23 protein-coding genes and 1 other annotated feature are annotated in these 25,774 nt (G+C 26.8%); of the genes, 4 read left to right on the top strand and 19 right to left on the bottom strand.

Annotated features, from left to right (window positions below; all coding sequences use genetic code 11):
* Positions 1-15: 15 nt before the first annotated feature.
* The gene (locus O212_RS0102005; RefSeq protein WP_024613500.1) at positions 16-1,233 is read right to left on the bottom strand and encodes an extracellular solute-binding protein; all 1,218 of its coding nucleotides are present in this window, start codon (positions 1,231-1,233) and stop codon (positions 16-18) included.
* An 88-nt stretch (positions 1,234-1,321) separates the two neighbouring features.
* Between O212_RS0102005 and O212_RS0102000 the strand changes: the two genes are divergently transcribed.
* Entirely contained in the window at positions 1,322-2,224 is a 903-nt protein-coding gene (locus tag O212_RS0102000) for a hypothetical protein (RefSeq protein WP_024613499.1), read from the top strand.
* A 131-nt stretch (positions 2,225-2,355) separates the two neighbouring features.
* Here O212_RS0102000 and O212_RS0101995 read toward each other — a convergent pair whose 3' ends face one another.
* The 12 genes from O212_RS0101995 to O212_RS0101935 all read right to left on the bottom strand — a co-directional run bounded on the left by O212_RS0101995 (position 2,356) and on the right by O212_RS0101935 (position 13,688).
* A complete protein-coding gene (locus O212_RS0101995) occupies positions 2,356-2,943 on the bottom strand; it encodes a hypothetical protein (protein ID WP_024613498.1) in 588 nt (195 codons plus the stop codon).
* Between the two features lie 149 nt (positions 2,944-3,092).
* The gene (locus O212_RS0101990; RefSeq protein WP_024613497.1) at positions 3,093-3,377 is read right to left on the bottom strand and encodes a hypothetical protein; all 285 of its coding nucleotides are present in this window, start codon (positions 3,375-3,377) and stop codon (positions 3,093-3,095) included.
* Between the two features lie 34 nt (positions 3,378-3,411).
* Positions 3,412-3,954: a hypothetical protein gene (locus tag O212_RS15840; protein WP_024613496.1), complete on the bottom strand. Its 543-nt coding sequence runs from the start codon at positions 3,952-3,954 to the stop codon at positions 3,412-3,414.
* A 153-nt stretch (positions 3,955-4,107) separates the two neighbouring features.
* Positions 4,108-4,704 carry a ribosome biogenesis GTP-binding protein YihA/YsxC gene (gene yihA, locus O212_RS0101975; protein ID WP_024613495.1) on the bottom strand — a complete coding sequence of 199 codons (597 nt, stop codon included), beginning with the start codon at positions 4,702-4,704 and terminating at the stop codon, positions 4,108-4,110.
* Positions 4,705-4,718: 14 nt separating this feature from the next.
* Positions 4,719-7,028, bottom strand: coding sequence for an endopeptidase La (lon, locus tag O212_RS0101970; RefSeq protein ID WP_029699105.1), 2,310 nt, complete (start codon positions 7,026-7,028; stop codon positions 4,719-4,721).
* A 126-nt stretch (positions 7,029-7,154) separates the two neighbouring features.
* Complete coding sequence (gene clpX / locus O212_RS0101965) at positions 7,155-8,453, bottom strand: ATP-dependent Clp protease ATP-binding subunit ClpX (RefSeq protein ID WP_024613494.1); 1,299 nt, start codon at positions 8,451-8,453, stop codon at positions 7,155-7,157.
* A gap of 27 nt (positions 8,454-8,480) precedes the next feature.
* Positions 8,481-9,077 carry an ATP-dependent Clp endopeptidase proteolytic subunit ClpP gene (gene clpP, locus O212_RS0101960; protein WP_024613493.1) on the bottom strand — a complete coding sequence of 199 codons (597 nt, stop codon included), beginning with the start codon at positions 9,075-9,077 and terminating at the stop codon, positions 8,481-8,483.
* Positions 9,078-9,224: 147 nt separating this feature from the next.
* Positions 9,225-10,508, bottom strand: a complete 1,284-nt coding sequence (tig, locus tag O212_RS0101955) for a trigger factor (RefSeq protein WP_024613492.1) — start codon at positions 10,506-10,508, stop codon at positions 9,225-9,227.
* Between the two features lie 97 nt (positions 10,509-10,605).
* Complete coding sequence (locus tag O212_RS16630; RefSeq protein WP_024613491.1) at positions 10,606-11,424, bottom strand: hypothetical protein; 819 nt, start codon at positions 11,422-11,424, stop codon at positions 10,606-10,608.
* Positions 11,425-11,481: 57 nt separating this feature from the next.
* On the bottom strand, positions 11,482-11,637 hold the full coding sequence (locus O212_RS16800; RefSeq protein ID WP_173391471.1) for a hypothetical protein: 156 nt from the start codon (positions 11,635-11,637) through the stop codon (positions 11,482-11,484).
* Between the two features lie 400 nt (positions 11,638-12,037).
* Complete coding sequence (locus tag O212_RS0101940) at positions 12,038-13,231, bottom strand: hypothetical protein (RefSeq protein ID WP_024613490.1); 1,194 nt, start codon at positions 13,229-13,231, stop codon at positions 12,038-12,040.
* 106 nt (positions 13,232-13,337) lie between these two features.
* Positions 13,338-13,688 carry a hypothetical protein gene (locus tag O212_RS0101935; RefSeq protein WP_024613489.1) on the bottom strand — a complete coding sequence of 117 codons (351 nt, stop codon included), beginning with the start codon at positions 13,686-13,688 and terminating at the stop codon, positions 13,338-13,340.
* Positions 13,689-13,785: 97 nt separating this feature from the next.
* Here O212_RS0101935 and O212_RS0101930 point away from each other — a divergent pair, with 97 nt between their 5' ends.
* Positions 13,786-14,559 (top strand): histidinol phosphate phosphatase, encoded by a 774-nt coding sequence (locus O212_RS0101930; protein ID WP_029699104.1) that lies wholly within the window; start codon positions 13,786-13,788, stop codon positions 14,557-14,559.
* 41 nt (positions 14,560-14,600) lie between these two features.
* Here O212_RS0101930 and O212_RS0101925 read toward each other — a convergent pair whose 3' ends face one another.
* The 4 genes from O212_RS0101925 to cax form a co-directional block, all read right to left on the bottom strand.
* Positions 14,601-15,566: an aromatic acid exporter family protein gene (locus tag O212_RS0101925; RefSeq protein WP_024613487.1), complete on the bottom strand. Its 966-nt coding sequence runs from the start codon at positions 15,564-15,566 to the stop codon at positions 14,601-14,603.
* Between the two features lie 16 nt (positions 15,567-15,582).
* Entirely contained in the window at positions 15,583-16,782 is a 1,200-nt protein-coding gene (locus O212_RS0101920; protein WP_024613486.1) for a DHHA1 domain-containing protein, read from the bottom strand.
* Between the two features lie 108 nt (positions 16,783-16,890).
* Positions 16,891-17,406 carry a nitroreductase family protein gene (locus O212_RS0101915; RefSeq protein WP_024613485.1) on the bottom strand — a complete coding sequence of 172 codons (516 nt, stop codon included), beginning with the start codon at positions 17,404-17,406 and terminating at the stop codon, positions 16,891-16,893.
* Positions 17,407-17,437: 31 nt separating this feature from the next.
* A complete protein-coding gene (cax, locus tag O212_RS0101910) occupies positions 17,438-18,481 on the bottom strand; it encodes a calcium/proton exchanger (protein ID WP_024613484.1) in 1,044 nt (347 codons plus the stop codon).
* Positions 18,482-18,845: 364 nt separating this feature from the next.
* Positions 18,846-19,086: a binding site (T-box leader), on the top strand.
* A 231-nt stretch (positions 19,087-19,317) separates the two neighbouring features.
* Between cax and tyrS the strand changes: the two genes are divergently transcribed.
* Both tyrS and O212_RS0101900 read left to right on the top strand, forming a co-directional pair.
* Positions 19,318-20,547, top strand: coding sequence for a tyrosine--tRNA ligase (gene tyrS, locus O212_RS0101905; protein WP_024613483.1), 1,230 nt, complete (start codon positions 19,318-19,320; stop codon positions 20,545-20,547).
* 322 nt (positions 20,548-20,869) lie between these two features.
* Positions 20,870-21,787: an AEC family transporter gene (locus O212_RS0101900; RefSeq protein ID WP_024613482.1), complete on the top strand. Its 918-nt coding sequence runs from the start codon at positions 20,870-20,872 to the stop codon at positions 21,785-21,787.
* Positions 21,788-21,901: 114 nt separating this feature from the next.
* Here O212_RS0101900 and tdc read toward each other — a convergent pair whose 3' ends face one another.
* Together tdc and tyrP are read right to left on the bottom strand one after the other, a co-directional pair.
* Complete coding sequence (gene tdc, locus O212_RS0101895) at positions 21,902-23,755, bottom strand: tyrosine decarboxylase (RefSeq protein WP_024613481.1); 1,854 nt, start codon at positions 23,753-23,755, stop codon at positions 21,902-21,904.
* Between the two features lie 194 nt (positions 23,756-23,949).
* Entirely contained in the window at positions 23,950-25,359 is a 1,410-nt protein-coding gene (gene tyrP / locus O212_RS0101890; RefSeq protein ID WP_024613480.1) for a tyrosine-tyramine antiporter, read from the bottom strand.
* Between the last annotated feature and the right edge of the window lie 415 nt (positions 25,360-25,774).

The raw sequence follows: 25,774 nt of genomic DNA, 5'->3' as shown, positions 1-25,774 counted from the left end.
ATCAATGATTTGCTTTTATTTTTTGTTTAAAACTCTACTCCACTCATTTCCATCATAATTACCACTTAATACTTTTTTACATTCATCAGTTATTCTTTTTATACCTTCATTTGATATTATATTAAAATAAACTTTATTTATCTCTTCCGCACTTGATATTTCTGTAGCCATTTTTATTTGTACACCATTTAAATTACTATCTGCAATTTTGTTTCCTGTTATATAATTCTTAGCAGATATTTTTTGAAAAACTCCACTATTTATAACATATCTAAAAAACTTATTTACATTATCAATTTTTTCATTGCCTATAGATGAACATAATATAGTATCAGTTAAAACAGGTGCATTTATTTTCTCATTATTTAAATGCATTTGATTTACTACACATATATTATCAGAATTACTTACTATATAATTTGATTCTAATGTTGTAACTAATATAACTGGAGTCTTTCCTTCATTGAATTTTTTTATAGCTTCATCATCTTCTATAAACATATTTTCGCTTATAATATTTTTATTATATAAATCATGCATTACATCAAATATTTTTTGACCATTTTTTATAGAATATATTTTTTTACTAATATCATGTACATATTCAGTATCATGCATATCATAAATTATAGTATCATTTGCTATCAACGCACTAATAAGTAACTCTTTACTATACTCACTATTTATTGATACGGGTATTTTTATATTTTTCTCATTTAACTTTTTAAACAAAGCATTTACGTCATTTTCTTCTACTTTTATACCATTCTTTTCTAGTTCACTTTTATTATAAACTAATTCTAATGAATATGGACTAATACCTAATCCATAATGTTTTCCTTCAAAAATTCCATATAAACTACTTATATCAGTAAACTCTTGTTTTATTTTTTCATCATTAAAAAGATATGTAAGATCTCTTAAATAACCTTTTAAATTATAATCAATAAATGTGAATGCATCTAATAACACTAATGAACTTTCTTCATTTTCTGTAAGTTTTTTTACCATATCTTCATTTTTTTCTAACGGAACTATATTTATTTTTCCGCCCTCTTCTTTTTCATATTCTTTTATTATTTCTGGTATAAAACTTATAGAATTTGTATCTATAGTATTATAATACAAATTCACAGTATTTTCATTACTATCTTTCTTATTCTTTATACTACATCCAAAAAAATTTATAGATAATATACTTATTACTCCTAAAGCAAATATTTTTTTATTCATTTTCACTCCTCCTTTCTTATGTATAGTTTGCCTAAATATTCATTAAATTATATATAGTTCATATACTTTATTAAAGGAGGTTTTTTACATGAGTAAAATTTCAAAATATATAGTTACAATATTTTTTCTTTCTTTATCCATTTTGTTTATTGTATATATAGTTAAAATTAATTATAAAGAAACACTTGAAATAAATTCTCCAACTGTATTACAAAATAATTCAAATGTAGATTTAAATGGAGATAGTAATTTTGAAAGTATAAAAGTAGTCAAAATAGATGATACTAAACAGGATATTGAGATAACTACAAATAATAAAACTTTTTTTCTAAGCTCTTTAACTAATAATAATTACTTATCTGATTGTAGTAACTCATATTACTTAACAGTTAGATTATTAAATATTTCAAGAGACAATAAACCTGAAATATTAGTTCAAGGTTACTTAAACAATGAACCTATAACATATTTATTTTCTTATAAAGATACAAAATTTAAATTAGAATATTCATGTAATAGCAACATATCTGGAATTATAGATTCTAATCTTAATAGAACGCCTCAAGTAACTTTTTTTAATAATTCTAATTTAAATAATTCATTTAAAAACTTTATGATTATAAATGATAATTTAGTGGATATAACTAAAAATTCAAATAAAACACCTGGTGTATATGAAATTTTGAAATTAATTGATATTATTTCTTTAGAATATGAAGTCATTGATTATCCAAATATTTTTCATAAACATGCAGATGATAATTCAATATCTCCTATATGGTCATTAAATAAAGATGAATTTAGATATTTATTTAAAAATGCATTTTTCTATGATAACGAAGTTGACGAAGATGGAATTTTACAAAACTTATCTTGGTCCTTGCACTTTGAAAAAATTAATAAATATTCTAATAAAAAAGAATCCTTTATATTGAAAGTTGATTCATCTAGAGATGAAAATAACTCATTTAAAATATCTAGTATAAAATAAATAAAAGGCCGCTATTGCGGCCTAAAAGGGGGATGGGGGGGTGCTATATTAAAAATAATATAGCTTGTAGGAGAACATTTCTCCGTTACAATTATATTATTGACGTTATATAAAAGTTTTATACAATATTTTTAATCCAAATCTCCTTTTTTATATAAGCCTATAATTTTATCAACAAATTCAACTCGCTCTCCTGATACTGAATTTCTAAGTGCTAATAACATGTCCATATTAGGATCTCCTGTATTATATTTATTACTTTTTTTCTTATTATTTTTATTTTGGTTGTTTTGATTATTTTGGTTATTCTGATTGTTCATATTATTCATAAGTTGAGTTATAATTGCCATAGGATTTAAGTTACTCATATTATTCATTGCATTACCATTAAAATTCCCCATATTGGCACCCATATTATTAAGAAATTCCATTGGATTAATATTCTGATTCGTGTTCTGATTCATATTTCCGTTATTATTTTGATTATTATTATTCATCTGATTTCCATTATTAAATCCATTCACAGGCGGAAATGAACTTAAATCAATTCCTTCTTTCTCCATAGATGCAATTATGTTGTTTAATTTATTTTGATCTATATTTCCTAACATCCCCATAAGTTGATTTGGGTCTATACCAAAAGGATTATTACTCAAATCATTTAATGGCATTTGTGCTTCATTAGAATCACTCTTACTTCTATGTCTTTTTTTAGCCATTTTAGCTCCTCCCAAAGAACTGCTTTAATTCTATTATATGTATATCCTTTATATTGGTTATTATTTTTGCACATTTTTTTGGAGGGTATAAAACCCTCCAACAATTATCAATCTATATTAAATTGATTAATTTGTTTTTATTATACTAATTAGTATCTACCGTAACCTGTTCCACATCCACAGCAACAGAAAAGTAATATTAATATAATCCACCAATTGTTTCCGTTTCCACAGCCGTTTCCGCATCCATCATTACATCCACCACAGTTTCCAAATCCATTATTACCAAATCCACAGAATAAGATTAATAATATGATAATCCACCACCAGCTTCCGCATCCGCCGAATCCACCATACCCATATTGAGCTGGAGCTTCAGCATAAGGTGAAACTACGATTGTTCTATCATTACAACAACAACTTTTGTGTGACATACAAAATTCCTCCTTTATCTATTCTCTTCTTTTATTAACATCCACAATTATTATTTCCGCATCCGCAGTTGTTTCCACAGTTTCCAAATCCACCATTTCCACAGCCATTGCCCCATCCGCAGAAGAATATTAATAGTATTATAATCCACCACCAAGAACCACCAAATCCGCCACATCCGAATCCATCATAAGCTGGAGCAGCTGGATAAGCATTAGCACTTTGTAATCCACATTCTGGTACATATACTGTTTGTTTTACTTTCTTGAATTTAGGTTCATCGCAACAACAACAACAACAATTTTTACTCATGTCATTATACCCTCCATATCCATAATTATTTCCTTGGCCTCCACAACAAGCTAATAACAATATTAATAGAAGCCATGAGTTATTATTTCCACAACCGCAGCTATTTCCACAATTAAAATTGTTTCCACAAAATCCGCAGTCTTCTCTTCCATCATCAAAATTGCAATCAAATTCACTGTCATCAAAACCGCAATAATCGTCATTACAATCGCAATCATTTGAATCTGGACAATCACTGAAGCCATTTAGGATATCATTAATTTCCATATATCTCCTCTGACCTCCTCCTTATTTGTTTTTATACTATATATTATTCCTAGATAAACTATTTGACACTAATTTTTAAAATTAAGATAAAGTTCTACAAAATAAAAAAGGTTTAAAGAAAGTTATATTTAACTTCTTTAAACCTTTTTATTATTATTCAGTATCTTCTGCTACATCACCAAATAAATTTTCTATTATTTGTTCTGTGCCTTTTTTAGTAAGTGATGAATAAAAATATAATTTATCATCTTTACTTAATTTAAGAGTTTCTCTTATTACTTTTTCACTCTTTCTTAAATTATTATTAGATAATTTATCACTTTTTGTTGCTACAACTATTACGTCATAACCATAGTGTTTTATCCACTCATGCATCATAACATCATCTGCTGTTGGCTTATGTCTTGAATCAACTAGAAGAATTACTCTTTTTAATTCTTCTCTTCCATTTAAATATGTTTCAATAACTTTTCCCCAGCTCTCTTTTTCCTTTTTAGAAACTTTAGCATAACCATATCCAGGTAAGTCAACTAAATAAAAATCATTATTTATTAAAAAGAAATTTATAAGTCTAGTTTTTCCTGGAGTTTGACTTACTTTAGCTAATTTTCTTCTATTAGTTAAGGCATTTATTATTGAGCTTTTACCAACATTTGATCTACCAACAAAAGCAACTTCAACTCTATTATCTATAGGATATTGACTTTGCTTAACTGCCGATGTTATAAATTCAGATTGTTTTATTCTCACGTTTATCACTCCAATTATTTTACTATTGCATTATTTAAAACAGTATCAATTTGTTCTGCAACTATTATATTTAATCCTTTTTTTACTGAAACTGGTATACTATCTATATCTTTTTCATTTCCTTTAGGAATTATTATAGTATCTACTCCTGCTCTAACAGCTGCAAGTGACTTTTCTTTAAGTCCACCTATTGGTAATACTCTTCCTGTTAAAGTTATTTCTCCTGTCATTGCCACATTATGTTTAACTTGTTTCTTTGATAATGCTGAAACTAATGAAGTTATCATAGTAACTCCAGCAGATGGCCCGTCTTTTGGAACTGCTCCTTCTGGAACATGTATATGAATATCTTTATTTTTATAAAAATCTAAGTCTATTCCATACTTCGCTGCATTAGCCCTTACATAAGTAACTGCTGCTTTTGCTGATTCTTGCATAACATCACCAAGCTTACCTGTTAATTGCAATTTACCTGTACCTTCCATAACCATAGTTTCTACTGGAAGTGTATCTCCACCATAAGCAGTCCATGCAAGACCTGTAACAACACCTATTTTATCTTCCATATCAACCTTATCATAGTTAAATATTTTTTTACCTAATAGACTCTCCACTTTTTTAGAATTTATACTTATTTTCTCTTTATTTTTCTTTATCATCTCTGTTATAGATTTTCTAATAATAGAAGATATAACTCTTTTTAAACTTCTAACACCTGATTCTCTAGTATATCCTTCTATTATTTCCTTTATAGCAGAATCACTTATTTTCAAATTCTCATCTTTTAAATTATGTTCTTTTAAAAGTTTTGGAATTAAATGATCTTTAGCTATATGGAATTTTTCTTCATAAGTATATCCTGATACCTCAATAACTTCCATTCTGTCAAGTAGGGCTCTTGGTATAGTATCTAAACTATTTGCTGTTGCAATAAAAAATACATTAGATAAATTAATTGGTAATTCTAAATAATTATCTCTAAAATTAAAGTTTTGTTCACTATCTAAAACTTCAAGAAGTGCATCAGCTGGATCTCCTTTGTAATCAGAGCTAATTTTATCAATTTCATCAAATAGTATAAGCGGATTATTTGTTCCAGCTTCCTTTAATGAATATGCTATTCTACCTGGTATAGCTCCAACATAAGTTTTTCTATGACCTCTTATTTCTGATTCATCTTTCATACCACCTAATGCTATTCTTGAATATTTTCTATTCATAGCTTCAGCTATTGATTTAGCTATTGATGTCTTACCTACTCCTGGTGGTCCAACTAAGCAAAGTATAGGTCCTTTCATACTTTTACTCATTTGCTTAACTGCTAAATATTCAATAATTCTAGTTTTTACATCTTTTAAACCATAATGTTCTTTATTTATAACATTTTCAGCCTTTTTTATATCAATTGTGTCTTTACTACTTTTGCTCCAAGGCATGTCCAATATCCAATCAAGATATGTTTTAATTACAGCCTCTTCTGAACTTGATGGTCCCATACTTTTTAATCTATTTAACTCGTACTCAGCTTTTTCTTTAACTTCTTTTGGCATTTTAGCTTTAGAGATTTTATCTTCATATTTTTTAATTTCACTCTTTGCTTCATCGTCTTCTCCAAGCTCCTCTTGGATAACCTTCATCTGCTCTCTTAAATAATATTCTTTTTGACTCTTTTCAGTATTTTCTTTTACCTTATTAGAAATTTTCTTTTGAATTGTTATAATTTGAATTTCTTCATGAATCATAACCAACATTCTTTCAATTCTTTTCTTTAAATCTATAGTTTCTAATAATTCTTGTCTATAATCTTCTCTAGTTATAGCAACTGTACTTACCATATCTACAAACTCATGAACTTTATTGTCAATCTCTATAGCTTTTATTATATCTTTAGAATTTTCTCCTGTAAGCTTCATAAATTTTATAAATATACTTTTTAATGATTTTATATATGCCTCTATTTCAACGCCTTTTACTTCTTCTTCTTTAATTCGCTCTAATTCAACTTCCAAATAAACTTTTTTAGCCTGATATTTCTTTATTTTAGCTCTTTCTTTACCTTCAACTAATACTCTTATAACATCATCAGGTAGCTTTATTATCTGTTTTATATCACATATTGTTCCTACATTGTTTATATCACTTTTTTTAGGTTCGTCTACTTCTGGATCTTTTTGTGGTGCCAAAAATATTTTCTCTCCATTTTGCATAGCTGCTTCAACAGCTGCTTTTGACTTTTCTCTTCCAACATCAAAGTGAGTTACCATATTCGGAAAAATAGTTATTCCCCTTAGAGGAATTAAAGGAAGAATATTTTCATTTGTCATACCTGTCTTCCTCCCATATTAATAATTATTTTTATTAGACTTAATAAGTATACCATAACCATAACTTTTTTCAATAATTCTATCTATTAAGAAAAAAACACTCTTATTATAAAGAGTGTTTTTTATTTAAGCTGTTTCCATATCTTCTTTACTTTTTAATGATTTCTCAGCAAGTGCAGGTCTTACCTCACCTTCTGGCAATCTTTGAATTTCTGGTTTTGAGCCTTTTTTAATAGTCTCTTCTGTGATAGTTACTTTTGTTATTCTTTCATCTGAAGGAATTTCAAACATTATATCCATCATCATTTCTTCTATTATAGATCTTAATCCTCTTGCTCCTGTATTTCTGCTCATAGCTTCATCTGCTATTGCATCTAATGCCTTTTCTGTAAATCCTAATTCTACATCATCAAGCTCAAATAATTTTTTGTATTGCTTAACTAAAGCATTTTTAGGTTCACATAATATTTTAACTAAAGCTTTTTTGTCAAGAGATTCTAGAGTTACTAATATAGGTAATCTACCAACAAATTCTGGTATTAATCCAAACTTTAAAAGATCTCCTGGCATTATTTCTTTAAATAATGTTCCTAAATCTTTTTCTTGTTTTGATTGAATATCTGCTCCAAATCCTATTGAACTCTTTCTAGTTCTCTTTTCTATTATTTTATCTATTCCATCAAAAGCTCCACCACAAATAAATAATATGTTTGAAGTATTTATTTGCAATAAATCTTGATGTGGATGTTTTCTTCCACCTTGTGGAGGTACTGATGCAACAGTTCCTTCTAATATCTTTAAAAGAGCTTGTTGAACTCCTTCTCCTGATACATCTCTTGTAATTGATGGATTTTCAGATTTTCTTGCAATCTTATCTATTTCATCAATATATATTATACCTTTTTCAGCTTTTTCTATATCAAAGTCAGCATTTTGTATTAATTTTAAAAGAATATTTTCTACATCTTCACCAACATATCCTGCCTCAGTTAATGTTGTTGCATCTGCAATTGCAAATGGAACATTTAATACTTTAGCTAATGTTTGTGCTAGTAATGTTTTACCTGAACCTGTTGGTCCTAATAATAATATATTACTTTTTTGAAGCTCAACTTCATCGTTTGATGATTTTTTGCTATTAATTCTTTTATAATGATTATATACTGCAACAGCTAATGATTTCTTAGCTGAATCTTGACCTATAACATATGAATCAAGGTATTCTTTAATTTCTTGAGGTTTTGGTAATTCTTCTGTAATTACATCATTTGTTTCTTCAAACTCATCCTCAATTATCTCTGAGCATAATTCTATACACTCATCACAAATATATACACCAGGACCAGCTATTAATCTTTTAACTTGATCTTGGCTCTTCCCACAAAAAGAACACTTTAATTGTTTCTTTTCTTCATATTTAGCCATATTTTCACCTCACTAGTACGGCAAACCTTAAGCTTTTTCTATTTCATTCTTAGTTATAACTTTATCAACTAATCCATATTCCATAGCTTCATCTGCTTCTAAGAAATAATCTCTTTCAACATCTGCTTTTATTTGCTCTAAAGGCTTACCTGTATTCTCACTTAGTATTTGATTTAATTTATCTTTTATTCTTAGAATTCTCTTCGCATGTATATCAAAGTCTGTTGCTTGACCTTGGAATCCACCTAATGGTTGATGGATCATTATTTCAGCATTTGGAAGTGCATATCTCTTACCCTTTTGTCCTGATGAAAGTAAGAATGCTCCCATTGATGCTGCCATTCCTATACATATTGTGCAAACATCTGGCTTTATATATTTCATAGTGTCATATATAGCCATACCTGATGTTATTGATCCACCTGGACTATTTATATAAACATAAATATCTTTATCAGGATCTTCACTTTCTAAAAATAATAATTGTGCAACTACTAAATTTGAAGTAACATCATTTATTTCACCATTAATCATTATTATTCTATCTTTTAATAGTCTTGAGAAGATGTCATAACTTCTTTCTCCTCTATTAGTTTGTTCAACAACCATTGGAACTAAACTCATAATTGTTCCCCTCCTTTAATGTAACTTAAATAAAATTATACTCTAAGATTATTCTTTTGTTAATGTTTTTATTTGAAATAATTGCCAGAAAATACTTTTCTGGCAATTATCTTATAGTTACATCTATTAAGTTTTAATATATCAAAACTATTTACAGTTATCTTCTAATAATTTTATTGTTTTTGCAACAATAATATCTTTTTCTATCATAGCTCTTTGAGTTTGCATTAACATTTCAGCCATTTTTTCAGCTTCATCTCCTGCATACATTTTAGCTATTTCAGTAGCTTTTTCCTTAACTTCTTCTTCTGTAGCTTCAATTTTTTCAGCTTTAGCTATAGCTTCTAAAACTAAGTCAGCTTTAACTTTCTTTTCTGCATTTTCTTTCATGTAAGCTCTCATTTTTTCTTCAGTGCTTCCAGTGAATTGCATATATTGATCTAATGATAATCCTTGGTATTTTAATCTATTTTCAAGATCTTTAACCATATTATCTATTTCTTTTTCTACCATTATTTCAGGAATTTCCATTTTTGAATTTTCAATAACAGCTGTTATTAAAGCATCTTCAAATTCTCTTTCTAATGAAGCTTTTTTAGTTTCTTCAATTTTTCCTTTGATATCTGCTTTTAATTCATCTAATGTATCAAATTCTGATACTTCTTTAGCAAATTCATCATCTAATTTTGGTAATTCTTTTACTTTTATTTCTTTTACTTTAACTTCGAAAGTAGCTTCTTTTCCGTTTAATTCTTCTCTTCCGTAATTTTCTGGGAAAGTAACTTTAACTTCTTTTTCTTCATCAACGCTTAATCCAATTAATTGATCTTCGAAGTTATCTATGAATGAACCTGATCCTATTTCTAATGAATAATCATGTCCTTCTCCACCTTCAAAAGCAACTCCATCGATGAATCCTTTGAAATCTATAACAGCGATGTCACCTTTTTCAATAGCTCCATCTTCTTTAGTTTCAACTCTTGCATTTTGTTGTTGCATGTTTTTTAATTGTCCTTCGATTTCTACATCTTCAACAACTACAGCTTTCTTTTCAACATTTAATCCCTTATATTCTCCAAGCTCGATTTCTGGATATAAAGTAACTTCAGCTGTATAAACTAATTCTTTACCTTCTCCAACTTCTAAAATATCTACTTTTGGGAAATCAACTGGTCTTAAGTTGTTTTCTTCTATTAATTTTGGATATGTTTCACTTATTACAGTATTTATAGCATCTTCAAAAAGTACTTCTACTCCGTAGTGCTTTTTAACCATTGCCATTGGTACTTTACCTTTTCTGAATCCAGGTACACTGAATCTATTTTTATTTTTGTTGTATGCTTTATTTAAAGCAGCAGTGAATTTTTCTGCCTCTACTCTTACTTCAAACTTAACAACATTAGCTTCTATCTTTTCCATTTTAGCTTCCATTTGCTCTTCCTCCTAAAATAGTTCTTTAATCACATTTATTAACTACGTTATTATAACATAAATTTCTACTTATTATCAAACCATTTGTTATATATAGTTATTTTGAAGTATTATCACTTGAAATACTTCCCTCATTACTTAATATATATTCATTTTTATCAATTTTAACTTCTATTCCTTTTTTATCTACAATTTTCCCAAATTCAATATTTTTACCACCAGATTTTTGTACAATCTTCTGAGTTCCATTTTTCAAATTGTAAATCCAAATATATTCTTTTGTTGCTGCACTTCCAAAGTAAGGTAAATTACTTACATATGCTATGTTATCATTATCTATAAATTTAGCATTTCCATGCCATAAATAATCTTTATATCTTTCTAACATAACACTCTTTGGATATTTTTCTCCTTTAGTAGATACATATTCTTTTCTTGTTATATCTTTAACTTTCCCATCAATATCTATTGTTTTCATATTTTGATTTTTATCTAAAACTAAAATCATTTGTTTATTAGGAGATATATCGTAGCTCATTCCTTTTTTCTTTTCCATACTTACAAATGTTTTTTTACCATCTTTTTCTTCATACTCACATTTTACAGTATCATTCTTATCAAGTTTTACTTCAAGTTCTTTTTTCTTTGGAGCCTCTTCTTTAACTTCTTCTTGTTTTGGAGGAGTTTCCTTAACTGTTTCTTTTGGCGTTTCAGGCGTACTATTATTAGTATTGTCACTATCAACCCATGCTTGTAATTTCATTCTTACATTTGAAAAATCCATATTTTCTATTTTAAACTTATAAATTAATACACCAGTAACTACAGCTGCTAAGATAACCCCTATTGTTATCTTTATTTTTCTTTTCTTCATTTTTCTTTCGTAATCTCTACTAAAAATACTTGGTTTCGCCAAAATATTCCCTCCTAAAATTTACTAACTATTATTATTTATTATATAATATAAATCTTATCAAATAATAAAATTTTTCTTATTTTTGCATTTGCAATTGCATTGTCTTATTCCTAATTCGTCTTGTTCTTTTTTTGTAAGCTTAGCTACATTCTCTGTATATCCTTCATATTCCGGTGCATCTTTTAAGTATGTTTTTTTCTCTAACCTTAACATAAATTTTCTACTCCTTAATTAATTTCTAAACTATATTTTATCATATATAAAATATTATAATAACTATTAATATTTAATTTATGATTTTCTTAATAAATTATATTTTTCTATTTTTAAATACATTTTAAACTAAATATTAACAAAAAGTAAAATTATATCTTTTTATTTGATTTATTTTTTTATTTTAGTTATAATTAAATTAACAAATAAATCAAAATAAAAAACAGCCCATACCACTCTATTAGCAAACGCTATAGAGTTTAAATAAACCCCACAAAATGTTCATTTATTCCCTTTCTTAAATGAACATAACCCTTTAACCTGTACTATTTTTAGTGCAGGTTTTTTTGTTATGTATTTTTTAACTAATCATACATTAATTAATGTATAATTAGTTATTTTATAATGAAAAATTTTCTATATCTGTTATTATCCATTGATTATCTTTAAACTTTACTTTCGTTAAAAACTTTTTACTCTTTTCTTCTCTTCCAATTCCAAATAATACTTTACTAGTATCATAATTGACATCACATACAACAGTACCTACATATTCTCCATTTTTATATTGAAAATTACTTTTATCTTTATCTAAATTTAAAGATATTAATGTATATTTATTTTTTAGTATAAAATACTTTTCTTCTAATATAGAATATATTTTATTCTTAGTATCTTCTGTTGTTAATTGTATTTCATTTTTATCTTCACTATTTAAAGAATTAAATACACTCTTATAAAATATATTCATACTATTATCTATATCACTCCAAAGTTTATCATTAGTTATTTTTAAACTTAATGCCACATTTGGAACATCTTCTAAAGTAACTTCTTCACCTGTTATTGTTCCCCAAGGAAAATCATTACTTAAAGATAATTTAATACTTCCATCTGATGGCATAGGCCCTATGTTTTTAAAATCAGATACTTTTATCCCACTATCTTCTCCATTTATAAGTACTTTTGCATCTTTAAATTCACTTTCTACACTAACTAATATCCCATCCAATTTAAGCTCTATATCTTTATTATCCATTAAAACAATATTTTCAGTAGCTTTCATATCACCATATTTATTTTTAAGAGTACCACTTATTTTATAACTACCTGGAATTAAGTTTTTTATTACCTCACCCTGCTTTATATTATTATCATTTAAATAAATAGACGCATCTTTATAATTACTATTGATTTTTAATTGTAAAGTTTTTAAATTTATATAGTAATCATCAAAAAATATTCCTTTATCTTCAATGAGTTCAAACACTTTACTTTTTCCAGTACTGTTTAAGGAATCTATTATAGTATTAACTTCAGAATTCTCACCTTTATAATAATCTATTAATGGTTTTAATTCCTTTTTTGAAATCTTTTTGTTATTTACTCTTATTACATCTTTGAGTTTACTTGCACTTCCTTCCTCAAGTCCTATCGCAAATTTTTTCATTACACTTTCTTTGCTACTATTGATACTTCCTACCATATATCCTAGTATTAAAAATAATATTAATACAGAAAAAACTACTACTATTTTATTTTTTATAATAAATTCTTTTGTTAGTTTCATAAATTCTTTTATTTTTTCTTTCAAATAACTCCACCTCATTACTTTTTACATATATAATACCTTTTATACCATAAAAATCAATATTTTTTATATAAAAAAACAGGTGAATTAATCACCCGTAAAATAAATATTAATCCATTGACTCTAAAATATCTATAATCCACTTTCCACAATCAACACATTTATATACTCTTATAACAAAAAGATCAAATGTTTCATTTTTTAAAACATTCTCATATTGCTCTTTCTCTTCTTTTGTTACAAATTCATCATTTGAATTTATATATCCATGTATTTCAACATAATAATTTTTCTTACTTATTTTGCAACATTCATTAATTTCTACACATTCAATTTTTTCATAAGTTAATTTTTCTTCTAATTCTTTTATAATTGGAATTATATCCTCATACTCATTAATATCATCTAAAAAATCTTCTTCATAAAAAGACATATCTTTTATTTTAAATAACTCTTTCATAATATATCCTCCTTATTATAGGCATTAATCTTCTTTATTATAATACTATGCTATAATATAAAAAAGCAATTTATATAATTTGGAGGTGTTTAAAATTATGATTTTTGATAGCCATATGCATACAGAACTATCTTCTGATAGTAAAATGTTATTATCAGAAGTTTTAGATAAATCTTCTAATTTTAACATAGGATGTATATTAACAGAACATTTAGACTTAAATTATCCTGTAGAAGGTTTATTTAAAGTTGATTGCAATCTTTTCTTTGAAAAATATTTAAATTATAGAAGTGAAAATTTACTTTTAGGTATAGAAGTAGGTCTTTCTAAAACTATAATTAAAGAAGCTACTATGATTACAAATTCTTTTCCTTTTGACTTTATCTTAGCTTCAATACATTCTATTAATGATGTAGATATTTTTTCAGATCCTAACAAGGACAACCTATCCAAAGAATCCTTCTTTAAATCATACTTTGAAGAAATGCTAAATGATATAAAACTTTTCGATAACTTTGATTCATTAGCTCATATAGATTACCCTTGCAGATATTTACCATTTGATGATAATAATATATATTTATCTGAATATGAGGACTATATAAATGAAATTTTTAAAGTTTTACTTGAAAAGAATAAAGTTATAGAAGTAAATACTAGAAGATTCAACGATGAAAAAGCTATAAATTCATTAATTTCTATATATAAAAGATATAATGAATTGGGAGGAAAATATGTAACTATAGGTTCTGATTCACACGATAAAGATACTATAGGAAAAAACTTTGATATAGCATTAAATATTATAAAAGAATGTAACCTTACTCCAGTTTATTTTAAAGAAAGAAAAATGCATATTATAAATATATAAAAAAATAACGAGAGATTTTTATTCTCTCGTTATGGATAACCCTATTTTTTATTTCTATACACCTTTATAAAATCTTTCTTTATATATAAAAAATCTTCTAAATCATTTAAAAATTGAAATAGCATAGCTCTATTCTCAAATTCTTCTCTTGTTTTTGGAAGATCCATACTCTTATATCTAACTCTTAATTTATTTAAATTATATATAAGTTCTATGCAATCATTATTTGAATATATATTATTTGCAATATTTTCAGTAAATTTTGCCATTATTATTGTTTGATCATAAGTTATTGAAAATCTTGAAAAGTGAGAATTCATTCTCTTTATCGTTTCTAATTGTTTGTTTCTCATCTCTATATAATCTATATAGTAATATTCATTTTTAAATATATAATTATTATTTATTTTATAAGCTATTTCTTTAGTATTTTCTATTATTTTTTCTACTTCTCTAAGTCTTTTTCTTTCATTTACTGGAACAGCTTTTGTTAAAAGACTTTTTGACATATCATTTATTATATCTCTATATATTTCTTCTATCTTTTCTTTATTTTTATTAAATTCATCGCTTAAAGACGGCATATACAAATTAAATATGGATGCCACTCCTATACCTATTAAAGTAACTGCTTCTTCATTTATTATCCATGTTAAATCTATATTTGAACTAACAAGTAAATGGGTTGATAAAACTGCTCCAACAACCATTCCTTCTTCTACTTTTAAGATTTTTGTGGCAGGAATAAATATAATTAAAAATAATCCAAATACTATTGAGCTATTTCCAAGCATAACATATAAAATATAAGATAATCCAACTGCTATAGTTGCTGCTATCACCCTTCTAAAACCAACTAATAAAGCTTCTTTTTTCGTTCTTTGTATACTAAGTATTGCTATTATACCTGCTGTAACACCAAACTTAAGACCAAAGGCTTCTGCTATCATTATGGCTATAGTTGCTGACGTTGCCATCTTAAATGTATTATTAGTAAAAATATTCATATATTCACCTAATTTATTATTTTAAACTTTCTCTTATTTTCATAAATGCATAATCTAATACAGATTCTAAATTATTATTATTTTTACCGCCACCTTGTGCAAGTATTGAGGTTCCACCACCTCTTCCATCAATTAAACTAATTGAATCTTTAAGTAAATCATTCATACGTATGTTTACTCCCTTTGAACATGCATATATTAAATTTGCTCTTTCTCCATTTTTAACTGCAAATAAAGCTATAACATTTTCACCTTCTGAAAGCTTTGTAGCAATCTTACTAACATATTTTACATCTTCATTATCATATATTTCTTTTACTATAGATATATTTCCTACCTTAGGGGAATTTTCTATAAGCTCTTTTCCTTTATAATCTGAAATTTCTAATGTAAGACTTCTATTTTTACTATTTAACTCTTTAACTTCTTCGTTTAATTTTTTTATGCTATTTATAGCTTCTTTATCATTACAACTTAAGAAATTGCATATATCTCTTACAAATTCATCTTTTTTTAAATAATCATTTATTGCCCTATTTCCAGCTAAATATTCTATTCTTGTATTTCCCTTATGCTTTTCAAATCTTAAAAGCTTAATACATTGAAGTTCTATTGTTCTACTTGGATGAACTCCACAGCAAGCATTTATATCAAGATCTTCTATTTTTACTATTCTAATTTTTTCATTTGTTTTAGGTAAATCTCTTCTAAGACCTAGCTTTTTAAGTTCTCTTTTTTCTGGAAATAAAAACTCAACTTTTAAATTTTCATTTATCATTTTATTAGCAAATTTTTCTGCTTCTCTTATCTTTTCTTCTGTAAGTTCCCCTACTATATCTATAGTACTTATTTCTTTTCCCAAATGAATTCCAGCAGTATTTTGATTAAATAATTTAAAGAAACATCCTGAAAGCGTATGCTGTGCTAAATGTTGTTGCATATAATCAAATCTTCTGTTCCAATCTATTTTACATTTTACTTTATGTATTTTTATTGGTTTTTTATTTAATACATGAATTACATTTCCATCTTCTTCATAAACATTTATTACTTCGCAATTTTCTATAAACCCTAAGTCACAAGGTTGCCCTCCCCCTCCAGGGAAAAATGCACTTTTATCTAATACTACATGATACTCTCCATTTTTTTCTTTTACATCTTCTACTTCTGCTGTAAACTCCCTTATGTATTGATCTATATAATATAATTTTTCCAAAAACAATCTACTTCCCTTCTAAATGTCATTCTAAATAGTATATCATTTATACATATACAAATGTAATAAGAGCTTAAATTATAAACTAATATTTAAGCTCTTATTTTATTAATATTTATTATAATGAATTTTTGTAAAATTTAAATTCTCTAAATTATAACTTGCTTTTTCTTCATCCTTATAACCTAAAGTAATTATATTCAACACTCCCATATTACTTGGTATATTTAATACTTTTCTTACAGCATCTTCTGAATCCATACAATTATTTTGTCTATTTCTAATCTGTATCCAACAAGTTCCAAGCCCTAGATTTTCAGCTTCTAACATAATATTTGAAGATGCAATAGATGCATCTTCAATCCAAACATTGCTTTTTTCAAAATCAGCTATAACTACAATAGCTAATGGAGCTGTCTTTAGAGCTATTGTTCCTTTATCTTTACAATCCTCTAATTGTTTTAATGTATATTTATCATTAACCACTACAAATTCTACTGGTTTTTTATTCATTGAAGATGGAGCAAGAAGCGCTCCTCTAAGTATTTGTTCTACCTTAAAATCTTCAACCATCTTATCTTTATATTTTCTTATACTTCTTCTTTTAGATAATAAATCAATCATAATCTAACCACCTTTTATAATATTACCTATATTATACTATAAAAAATGAAGCCGCTATTATAATATAAACCGCCAACAACTGTACTCCTTCAAGCCAATTTGATTCTCCATCTAAAGCTACCTTATTAGCTATTAAAACTGCAACTATTAAGGCAACAAGTTCAAAAGGATTAAATACTATACTCATTGGTGTAAATATTAAACTTAAAAACACTAAAACCGGTGCAACAAATAATATTATTTGAAGACTTGATCCTAGAGCTATTTCAACAGAAACATCCATTTTATTTTTAAGTGCCATAACAATAGCAGTGCTATGTTCTGCAGCATTACCTATTATAGGTATTAAAATTATACCAACAAAAAATTCACTTAAACCTAAAGTTTTAGTTATAGGTTCAACCCCACTTACTAAAAATTCACTTTCTATAGCAATTAAAACAGTGGCTACAGCTAAAACTAAAATTGATTTTTTCATTGACCATTTAGCTTTTCCACCTTCTTCTGCTTCTGAAGTATATAAATCTTTATGAGTAAAAAATGAAAAAACTAAACTTAATATGTATATAAGAAACATAATTATAGCTACTATAACACTAAGACCTTCATACTTAGTATTTAATAAATCTTTACTAACTGTATGTGTAAATATTGCTGGAATACTAAGACCTATAACAGCAAATAAAAGCATACTTGAACTTACATCTATAATCTTTTTATTAAACTTTTGAGTTTTATATTTTAACCCTCCAGCTAACATACTAGCACCTAAAACCAATAAAACATTTCCTATAACTGAACCTGCAATAGAAGCCTTAACTACATCAAACAAACCACTTTTTAATGCAAAAAATGATATTATAAGTTCAGTTGCATTTCCAAATGTTGCATTTAAAAACCCTCCTATTTTAGGACCTGTGTAAAATGATATCTCTTCTGTTGCCTCTCCCATAAGACCTGCTAAAGGAATTATTGAAAGCGCTGCTAATACAAATATTATTGTTGGGGATACATGCATAAATTCAGCAATAATACTTATAGGAATAAATATTAATAAGTACTTTAATATTTTCATGTTTAAACCTCTTTCTTATTTAATTTTATCTATTATATAAAGTTTTAATTTATATACAAAATTTATAACTTAAAATCAAAATATTTTTAATTTAAGTCATAAAAAAGTGTTAAATTTTAATACAACTTAATATCTTATAATAAAATTATACACTATAAATATTAATAATTTTTAAATGACAAAATTTATTAAACCCCTTTATCCACCTCATTCTCAAGACATATATTTACAGATACTTAATCTAAAATTTGTACTTAAATGCTAATTTAAACTAAAATATAAAAAAAATATTGTTGACTATAAAAATTTATAGGTTTATAATGAGTTCATGTAGCAGAACAAACCGCTGTTTACAAAAATAATATTAAAGACTATGAAAAGAACAAGTAAAAATATCTAAGGTTTAACAGAAAGTTGCCGGTTGATGAGAGGCGCTAAATCATTTATTTTGAATACATCTTGGAGTCATACATTGAACTTTATCATATTTTGATAAATATTAGATGCTATCGGTTAAGAACCGTTATTAACTTATTAAGATGTTACATACATATTTTGTATGTTTCGAATTAAGGTGGTACCGCGTGAGTAATCTCGTCCTTATTGGATGGGGTTTTTTTATTGTATAAAAATAATTTTCACTCATAATTTGTACCATAATAAAAAAACTATATAAACAATGTTTATATAGCTCTATAAAAGAGTTAATAATTAAGCATAATTATTGTTCTTCTACAATATGATTTTTCCCAAATACTATTATATTGTATTTTTTTCAGAAGGTCAATAATTAATGCTAAAAATATAAATCACATTAATTATTGGAGGTTAGAGATATGGAAAGAAATGTTTTAGACGTTTTAAAAGAACGTGGATACATTAAACAATTCACACATGAAGAAGAAACAAGAGAATTACTTGGAAAAGAGAAAGTTACTTTCTACATTGGATTCGACCCAACAGCTGATAGCTTACACGTTGGTCACTTTATAGCAATGATGTTCATGGCTCATATGCAAAGAGCTGGACACAGACCAATCGTACTTGTTGGTGGTGGTACTGTTACTATCGGAGATCCAAGTGGAAAAACTGATATGAGAAAGATGTTAACTGATGAACAAATTCATCATAACGTTGAATCAATAAAGAAACAACTTTCAAGATTCATAGATTTTGGAGATGACAAAGCTATATTAGTAAACAATGCTGATTGGCTTAGAGGATTAAACTACATAGATTTCTTAAGAGAAGTTGGTGGACACTTCACTGTTAACAAAATGTTAGCTGCTGATGCTTTCAAGAGAAGATTTGCTCTTGATAGAGGTTTATCATTCTTAGAATTTAACTACATGTTAATGCAAGCTTACGACTTCTTAGTTTTAAATGAAAAATTTGGTTGTAAGATGGAACTTGGTGGAGACGACCAATGGTCAAACATGATTGCTGGTGTTGACTTAGTAAGAAAGAAAAAAGGAGAAAGCGTATACGCTATGACTTGTACTCTACTTACTAACAGCGAAGGTGAAAAAATGGGTAAAACTGTTGGAGGAGCTTTATGGCTTGATCCTGAAAGAGTTTCACCATTTGAATTCTTCCAATACTGGAGAAACATAGCTGATGCTGACGTTGAAAAGTGCTTAAAACTTTTAACTTTCGTACCAGTTGATGAAATAAATGAATTATGCTCAGTTGAAGGAGCTGCTATAAACGAAGCTAAGAAGAGATTAGCATTCGAAGTAACTAAATTAGTTCATGGTGAAGAAGAAGCAGAAAAAGCTTTAAAAGCTTCAGAAGCACTATTTGAAGGTGGCGTTGATTTAGAACACGTACCTACTATCGAATTAGAAGAAATTAAACTTGGAAACAACTTAATTGATATATTAGTTGAAACTGAAGTTTTCCCATCAAAATCAGAAGCTAAGAGATTTGTAACTCAAGGTGGATTAGCTATAAACGATGAAAAAGTTGAAGATTTCGGAAAAACTTTGGAAAAAGATCACTTTAATCAAGGATTCGCAATGATTAAAAAAGGTAAAAAAGGATTTACTAAATTAATACTAAAATAATGTTTTAAATATTAAAAATTAAATTATAAATATAATTATATAAATTTTAATTTAAAACTTTTTTTAGGGGATTAAGTTTAAAATTAAATATTTAACTATAATTATATGAATTAAATTAGTTCGGAAAATTTAAAAATTTATACACTACACTGTTCATAAAAGATAATTAATATAAATTATAAAATGTTAAAATAATGCTAAAAATAAAATATGTTTAAATATGTCACTCATTTTTAATGTATAATAAAGGATATCGATTTTAATGCTTTTCGATATCCTTTATTTTTTAATGCTTTTAAAACTTAATATAGGAGATGATATATTGAATATCACAATAATAAATCAAGTTATAATTTTATTTTTGATTATCATTGTTGGAATATACGCAAGTAAAAAGAAAATAATAACTGATGAAGGTAATAAAACACTATCTAATTTTCTTTTAAATATTGCCCTTCCCTTCTTAATACTATCCTCATTTGATTATAATATTTCAAAAGAAGTTATTCATAATGCATGTCTTATCTTTATATACTCAGCAGTAATTCATATATTTCTAATATTAGTAAGCAAACTATTTTGTTTAAAATATGATAAAGATAAATCAATAGTTTCTAGATGCGCTCTTATATATTCAAATGCAGGATTCATGGGATATCCACTTATGGCTGGACTTTATGGTAATACAGGCGTATTTTATACTGCAATTTATGGAATTCCTTATAATATACTACTTTTCACTTATGGAGTTATGTTATTTAATAAAACTAATTTCAAAACTAATAAAACAGCCTCAATAAAAAAAATTTTATTAAATCCAGGTATTATCGCTATAATACTAGGTAGTATTTTATTAGTAACAAACTATAAACTTCCATATCCTATTTCTCAAGCTATATCATTAGTAGGTAATATGACTACCCCTTTAGCTATGCTTATAGTTGGGTCTATGCTTAGTAAATTAAATATAAAGGAAATTTTCAAAGAACCAATAGTTTATTATATAAGTTTTATTAAACTAATAATAATTCCTATATTAATATTTATATTAGCTACATTAATAAAAGCAGATTACTTGCTTAAAAATATTTGTATATTATTAGAAGCTACTCCATCAGCTGTAGTATGTTCAGCTTTTGCAACTCAATATAATATAGAAAAAGATTTAGCTGCTAAATTAGTGTTTATAACAACATTATTTTCTATAATAACAATTCCTATAATAATGAGTATATTATAAAAATAAAGCAACCATTTAAATTAAATGGTTGCTCTATTTTTGTTGTACTTATATACTTAATTTTACATTGAAATAAAAGATAGGATTGCACTAAACAATCCTATCTTGAATTTATTATCTTACATCATAAATTTTATTTAATTTCTTTTGAATAGCTAAATGTATTTTATCCATATATTCATTAAATGTTTCTTTATCATTTATAAATGGTGAAAGTACGCAAGCTCTTAAAATAGTAACTTTTTCTTCTTTCTTCCATTCTGATTCTGGAATTCCACATCTTTCAACGAATTTTAATGGACTATTTCCGTAATCTGGTACTGCGAAATCAGTATGTGAAGTTATAAAGTCATTATCATATAATCCACCATCAACATATGATGCTTCATCATAGAAATCATGATTTAACTTATTCATTTTAGCTAAATCTTTATTTCCTTCTTCATTAAATACAAAGTCAACCATATTAAAATCTGGTCTTGTTAAATTGTGCATTTTTATAGTCTTATCTCCAACTTTAAATTCTTTTCCTTCAAAGTAAGTATATAAGTTATATGCTCCTTCAATACCTGCTCCAATAAGTTTTCCATATCCAGTTATATTTAATGGTAATACTCTATGAGCTGTCCAAACTGATGCAGCTGTAGCTCCTGCCTTTGATCCTTCAAGCATAAATGCTCCAAGAAGTGCTGGAATATCCATTCCTTTTTCAAATACATAAGTTGCAAAATATGAAATTGAATCTCTCATTCTCTTATCTTTTATAACAATACCACCAGCTGCATATGGAACGTATCCCATTTTATGTGGATCTATTGTTATTGAATCTGCTTTACTCATAGCCTTGAATGCTTCATAAGTATCATCTGATGGCCATTCTGTTTCAGCATTTAAGAATACTCCATGTTCTAAATATTTATCTTTTAATTCATCTTTAGCTATGAAACTATAGTCTTCATCTAAGAATATTGATCTAGCATATCCACCATATGCAGCATCAACATGTACATAGAAGTTAATTCCTTCTTTAGCTAATTTATCTCTTACAGCTATTACTTTATGAACATCATCAACTGCTCCTTCTTCTGTTGACCCAACAACTGCAACAACTCCTAAAGTTGGAATTCCATTAGCTGCATTTGCTCTTATTTGTTTTTCAAGAGCTTCAGTGTTCATTCTAAATTGATCTGTAACTTCTACAGCTTCAATTTGATCTAATCCGATACCAATTATATCAGCAGCTTTAAGCCATGAATAGTGTTTAGTTTGAGGAACTAACCATTTTCCAAGCTTGTCTAAATTTTTACCACTTCTAGCTGATTTAGCTTTTAATTCATCTAATTTTTCAGGAACTTTAGCAACTAAATCTAAAATTTCTTCAACTGACATGTTTAATAATTCCCATTCAGTTTTTCCTTCAACTAATTCTTTAGCAACTTCTTTCATTGCAAGTGGTAATGATTTTATATTTCTTGCATACCAAATAGCTTCTAAGTTAGCTATTGATCCATCTGCACAAATATGTCCCCAACCTTTTCCTTCTTCATAACTCATAAGTCTTGCAAAATCTGCTCCAACTTCTTCTTCCATTTGTGAAGTTCCTGGTGATGATTCATAAGCAACGTTGTTTCCATTATATAACATAGCTGCAAAATATCCTAATAATGCTGGCATTAAAGTTTCTGAATTCATATGTCCTAAGAATCTTGGTGAATGCCATGGTAATGATTTTGATCTTAAAATTACTGATAATTCAGTTAAAACTTCTTCCATTTTATCTGATGTAATTCCAAAATCTTCTCTATTCATATCTGATTTTTTTATAATTGGTCTATCTTCTGGATGATAGTTCTTTCTCCATTCACTATGATCTTCAAATAACATAGTTAAATACTTTTCGAAAGTTTCTTTATTTTCTGATTTTGGTCCTAAAAATAATGCTTTTAAGTTTAAATCTTGTCCATTCATTTTTATCTTCTCCTTTGTTGACTCAATCAAACTATATGACCATTTAAAATAAACCTATTAAAATTCATTTTAAATTACCACACGTTATATTTTAAAAGTCTTATATTTATATTAACCATATGACATTTAAGATAATGCTAAAACTTAAATGCCATATGATTCATTACTAAATTACTAAAAATTTTTAATGCTTATTATTTTACTTTTCTCCATTCAGGTTTTCTGAATTTGAATATTATAAGTGGTATTATTACACTTACTAATGTTCCGATTACTTGGAATGCGATATAGAAAGTGTGTTGGCTAGTAGGTAATATTGATGGTGGTATTAAACTTACTAATATAGTAATTGATACACCAAATATTGCAAGTATTGCAACTACCCACATTAATCCATTACCTTTAGCACCTAGTCTAAATGGTCTGTTAACATCTGGTTTTTTATATCTTAATACTATAGCTGATACAGCCATTAATATATAAGCTACACAGTAAACAATAGTTGTAGTTATAGTTATCATAAAGAATGCACTATTAACATCTGATGTTACTAAGTATGTTATTGAAATTAATGAAATAACTATAGCTTGTATTAAAACGAAAGTTATTGGAACTCCTTTTGAAGTTCTTTTTTGGAATACTGGAGGTAAGTTTCCTTCTTCAGCAACTTTAATCATTGCTTTTGATGGTCCAAGTACCCAAGCACTTAATTGTGCTAAAACACCAATTGCTATCATAGCTGATATTATATTGTTAAATATTGATGGTATTCCAAGTCCTTGACAATATATAACAAATGGTTGTGTTATATTTGATAATTCCATTTTTCCATTTGGTACTGCATTTGCAACTGTTAAACCAGCAATTAAGTTAACAATAACTAATAATATAACTGATGCAATAACAGCTATTGGATAGTTTTTCTTAGGGTTATCAATATTATTAGCATGAACTGATGATATTTCAACCCCAGCAAATATAAATATAATTCCTGAGAAATAAGTTAATGTTCCAAAATCATGGAAGTTAGGTATTATTTTACTTGCGCTAAATGTTCCTAAATAACTTCCTGGTTGAATACCAAATTTAAATGCATAAGCTAAACCAAGTACTACTAATGCTATAAATGGAATATAAACACCTATTAAAGCACCTAAGTTACCAACAACCTTAACCATATCGAATTTAAGATTTAATAAAGTAACTCCCCAATAAGAAATAATAATAACTAAAAATACGAATATGTGGTTTTGTGCAAGACTTGCATCACCAATTACATATCCAAGTAAAACTCCAACTGTTGAAGCAACCATTACCATTCCGAAGAACATTTGAACCCATAAAAGCCATGAAGTTACAAAACCCCATCTCTCTCCTAAAGCTTCAGTTACCCAAACTTGAGGGCCTCCTTCTTCTGGCCATCCAGTAGCAAGCTCTGCTGCTATTAATGATATTGGAATCGCAAATACTATAACTGCTCCTACTAGATAAAATATTTGTGACCAACCATTAATTGCTAATGTAGGAACACTTCTTACTGTACCAAAGAAGGCCATAGTGATTCCTATAAGTTGGAATAGTGTAAGTTTTTTAACACTGCTCATAAGACTAATTCCTCTCTTTCAAATATTAAATTTTTCTTAGAAACAGTGATTTTTGTTTTATCACCAAAACCTATATGGATATAACAAAACAATAATCACTAATATCTTTTTAGCGCTTTTCACACACTACACATACATATTAACTCTATGAAAATTATTGTCAAATTTTATTCTTCTTAATTGGAATATTTTATAAACATTTGTTTCTTTTTGTATATTTTATTTATTATTTATTCATTTTTATTTCTATATATGTAAGTTATTTAACCACTTATTTGCTATTTTTGTTATTTTTCTTAAAATCTAGTTCATTTTTATGTATTTATTTGGATTAGTTTCTTTTTTTTGTTTTTTAATTTGTGAATATACAAAAAAGTTTCCTTTAAAATAAAATTTAATTTATTTTTAAGGTCTT

It is taken from the genome of Clostridium sp. Ade.TY (assembly GCF_000498355.1).
Classification (GTDB): Bacteria; Bacillota; Clostridia; order Clostridiales; family Clostridiaceae; genus Clostridium.
This window is presented reverse-complemented; position numbering and strand designations above follow the sequence as displayed.

What these genes read in the sequence shown, in the direction of transcription:
- clpX (WP_024613494.1), bottom strand. Translation starts at nt 8,453, where the DNA reads ATGGCTAAATATGAAGAAAAGAAACAATTAAAGTGTTCTTTTTGTGGG.
- O212_RS0101990 (WP_024613497.1), bottom strand. Translation starts at nt 3,377, where the DNA reads ATGTCACACAAAAGTTGTTGTTGTAATGATAGAACAATCGTAGTTTCA.
- tig (WP_024613492.1), bottom strand. Translation starts at nt 10,508, where the DNA reads ATGGAAGCTAAAATGGAAAAGATAGAAGCTAATGTTGTTAAGTTTGAA.
- O212_RS0102000 (WP_024613499.1), top strand. Translation starts at nt 1,322, where the DNA reads ATGAGTAAAATTTCAAAATATATAGTTACAATATTTTTTCTTTCTTTA.
- O212_RS0101935 (WP_024613489.1), bottom strand. Translation starts at nt 13,688, where the DNA reads ATGAAAGAGTTATTTAAAATAAAAGATATGTCTTTTTATGAAGAAGAT.
- tyrP (WP_024613480.1), bottom strand. Translation starts at nt 25,359, where the DNA reads ATGAGCAGTGTTAAAAAACTTACACTATTCCAACTTATAGGAATCACT.
- tdc (WP_024613481.1), bottom strand. Translation starts at nt 23,755, where the DNA reads ATGAATGGACAAGATTTAAACTTAAAAGCATTATTTTTAGGACCAAAA.
- O212_RS15840 (WP_024613496.1), bottom strand. Translation starts at nt 3,954, where the DNA reads ATGGAAATTAATGATATCCTAAATGGCTTCAGTGATTGTCCAGATTCA.
- O212_RS0101925 (WP_024613487.1), bottom strand. Translation starts at nt 15,566, where the DNA reads ATGAATATTTTTACTAATAATACATTTAAGATGGCAACGTCAGCAACT.
- cax (WP_024613484.1), bottom strand. Translation starts at nt 18,481, where the DNA reads ATGAAAATATTAAAGTACTTATTAATATTTATTCCTATAAGTATTATT.
- O212_RS0101915 (WP_024613485.1), bottom strand. Translation starts at nt 17,406, where the DNA reads ATGATTGATTTATTATCTAAAAGAAGAAGTATAAGAAAATATAAAGAT.
- O212_RS0102005 (WP_024613500.1), bottom strand. Translation starts at nt 1,233, where the DNA reads ATGAATAAAAAAATATTTGCTTTAGGAGTAATAAGTATATTATCTATA.
- O212_RS16800 (WP_173391471.1), bottom strand. Translation starts at nt 11,637, where the DNA reads ATGTTAAGGTTAGAGAAAAAAACATACTTAAAAGATGCACCGGAATAT.
- O212_RS0101995 (WP_024613498.1), bottom strand. Translation starts at nt 2,943, where the DNA reads ATGGCTAAAAAAAGACATAGAAGTAAGAGTGATTCTAATGAAGCACAA.
- lon (WP_029699105.1), bottom strand. Translation starts at nt 7,028, where the DNA reads ATGACAAATGAAAATATTCTTCCTTTAATTCCTCTAAGGGGAATAACT.
- clpP (WP_024613493.1), bottom strand. Translation starts at nt 9,077, where the DNA reads ATGAGTTTAGTTCCAATGGTTGTTGAACAAACTAATAGAGGAGAAAGA.
- O212_RS0101930 (WP_029699104.1), top strand. Translation starts at nt 13,786, where the DNA reads ATGATTTTTGATAGCCATATGCATACAGAACTATCTTCTGATAGTAAA.
- tyrS (WP_024613483.1), top strand. Translation starts at nt 19,318, where the DNA reads ATGGAAAGAAATGTTTTAGACGTTTTAAAAGAACGTGGATACATTAAA.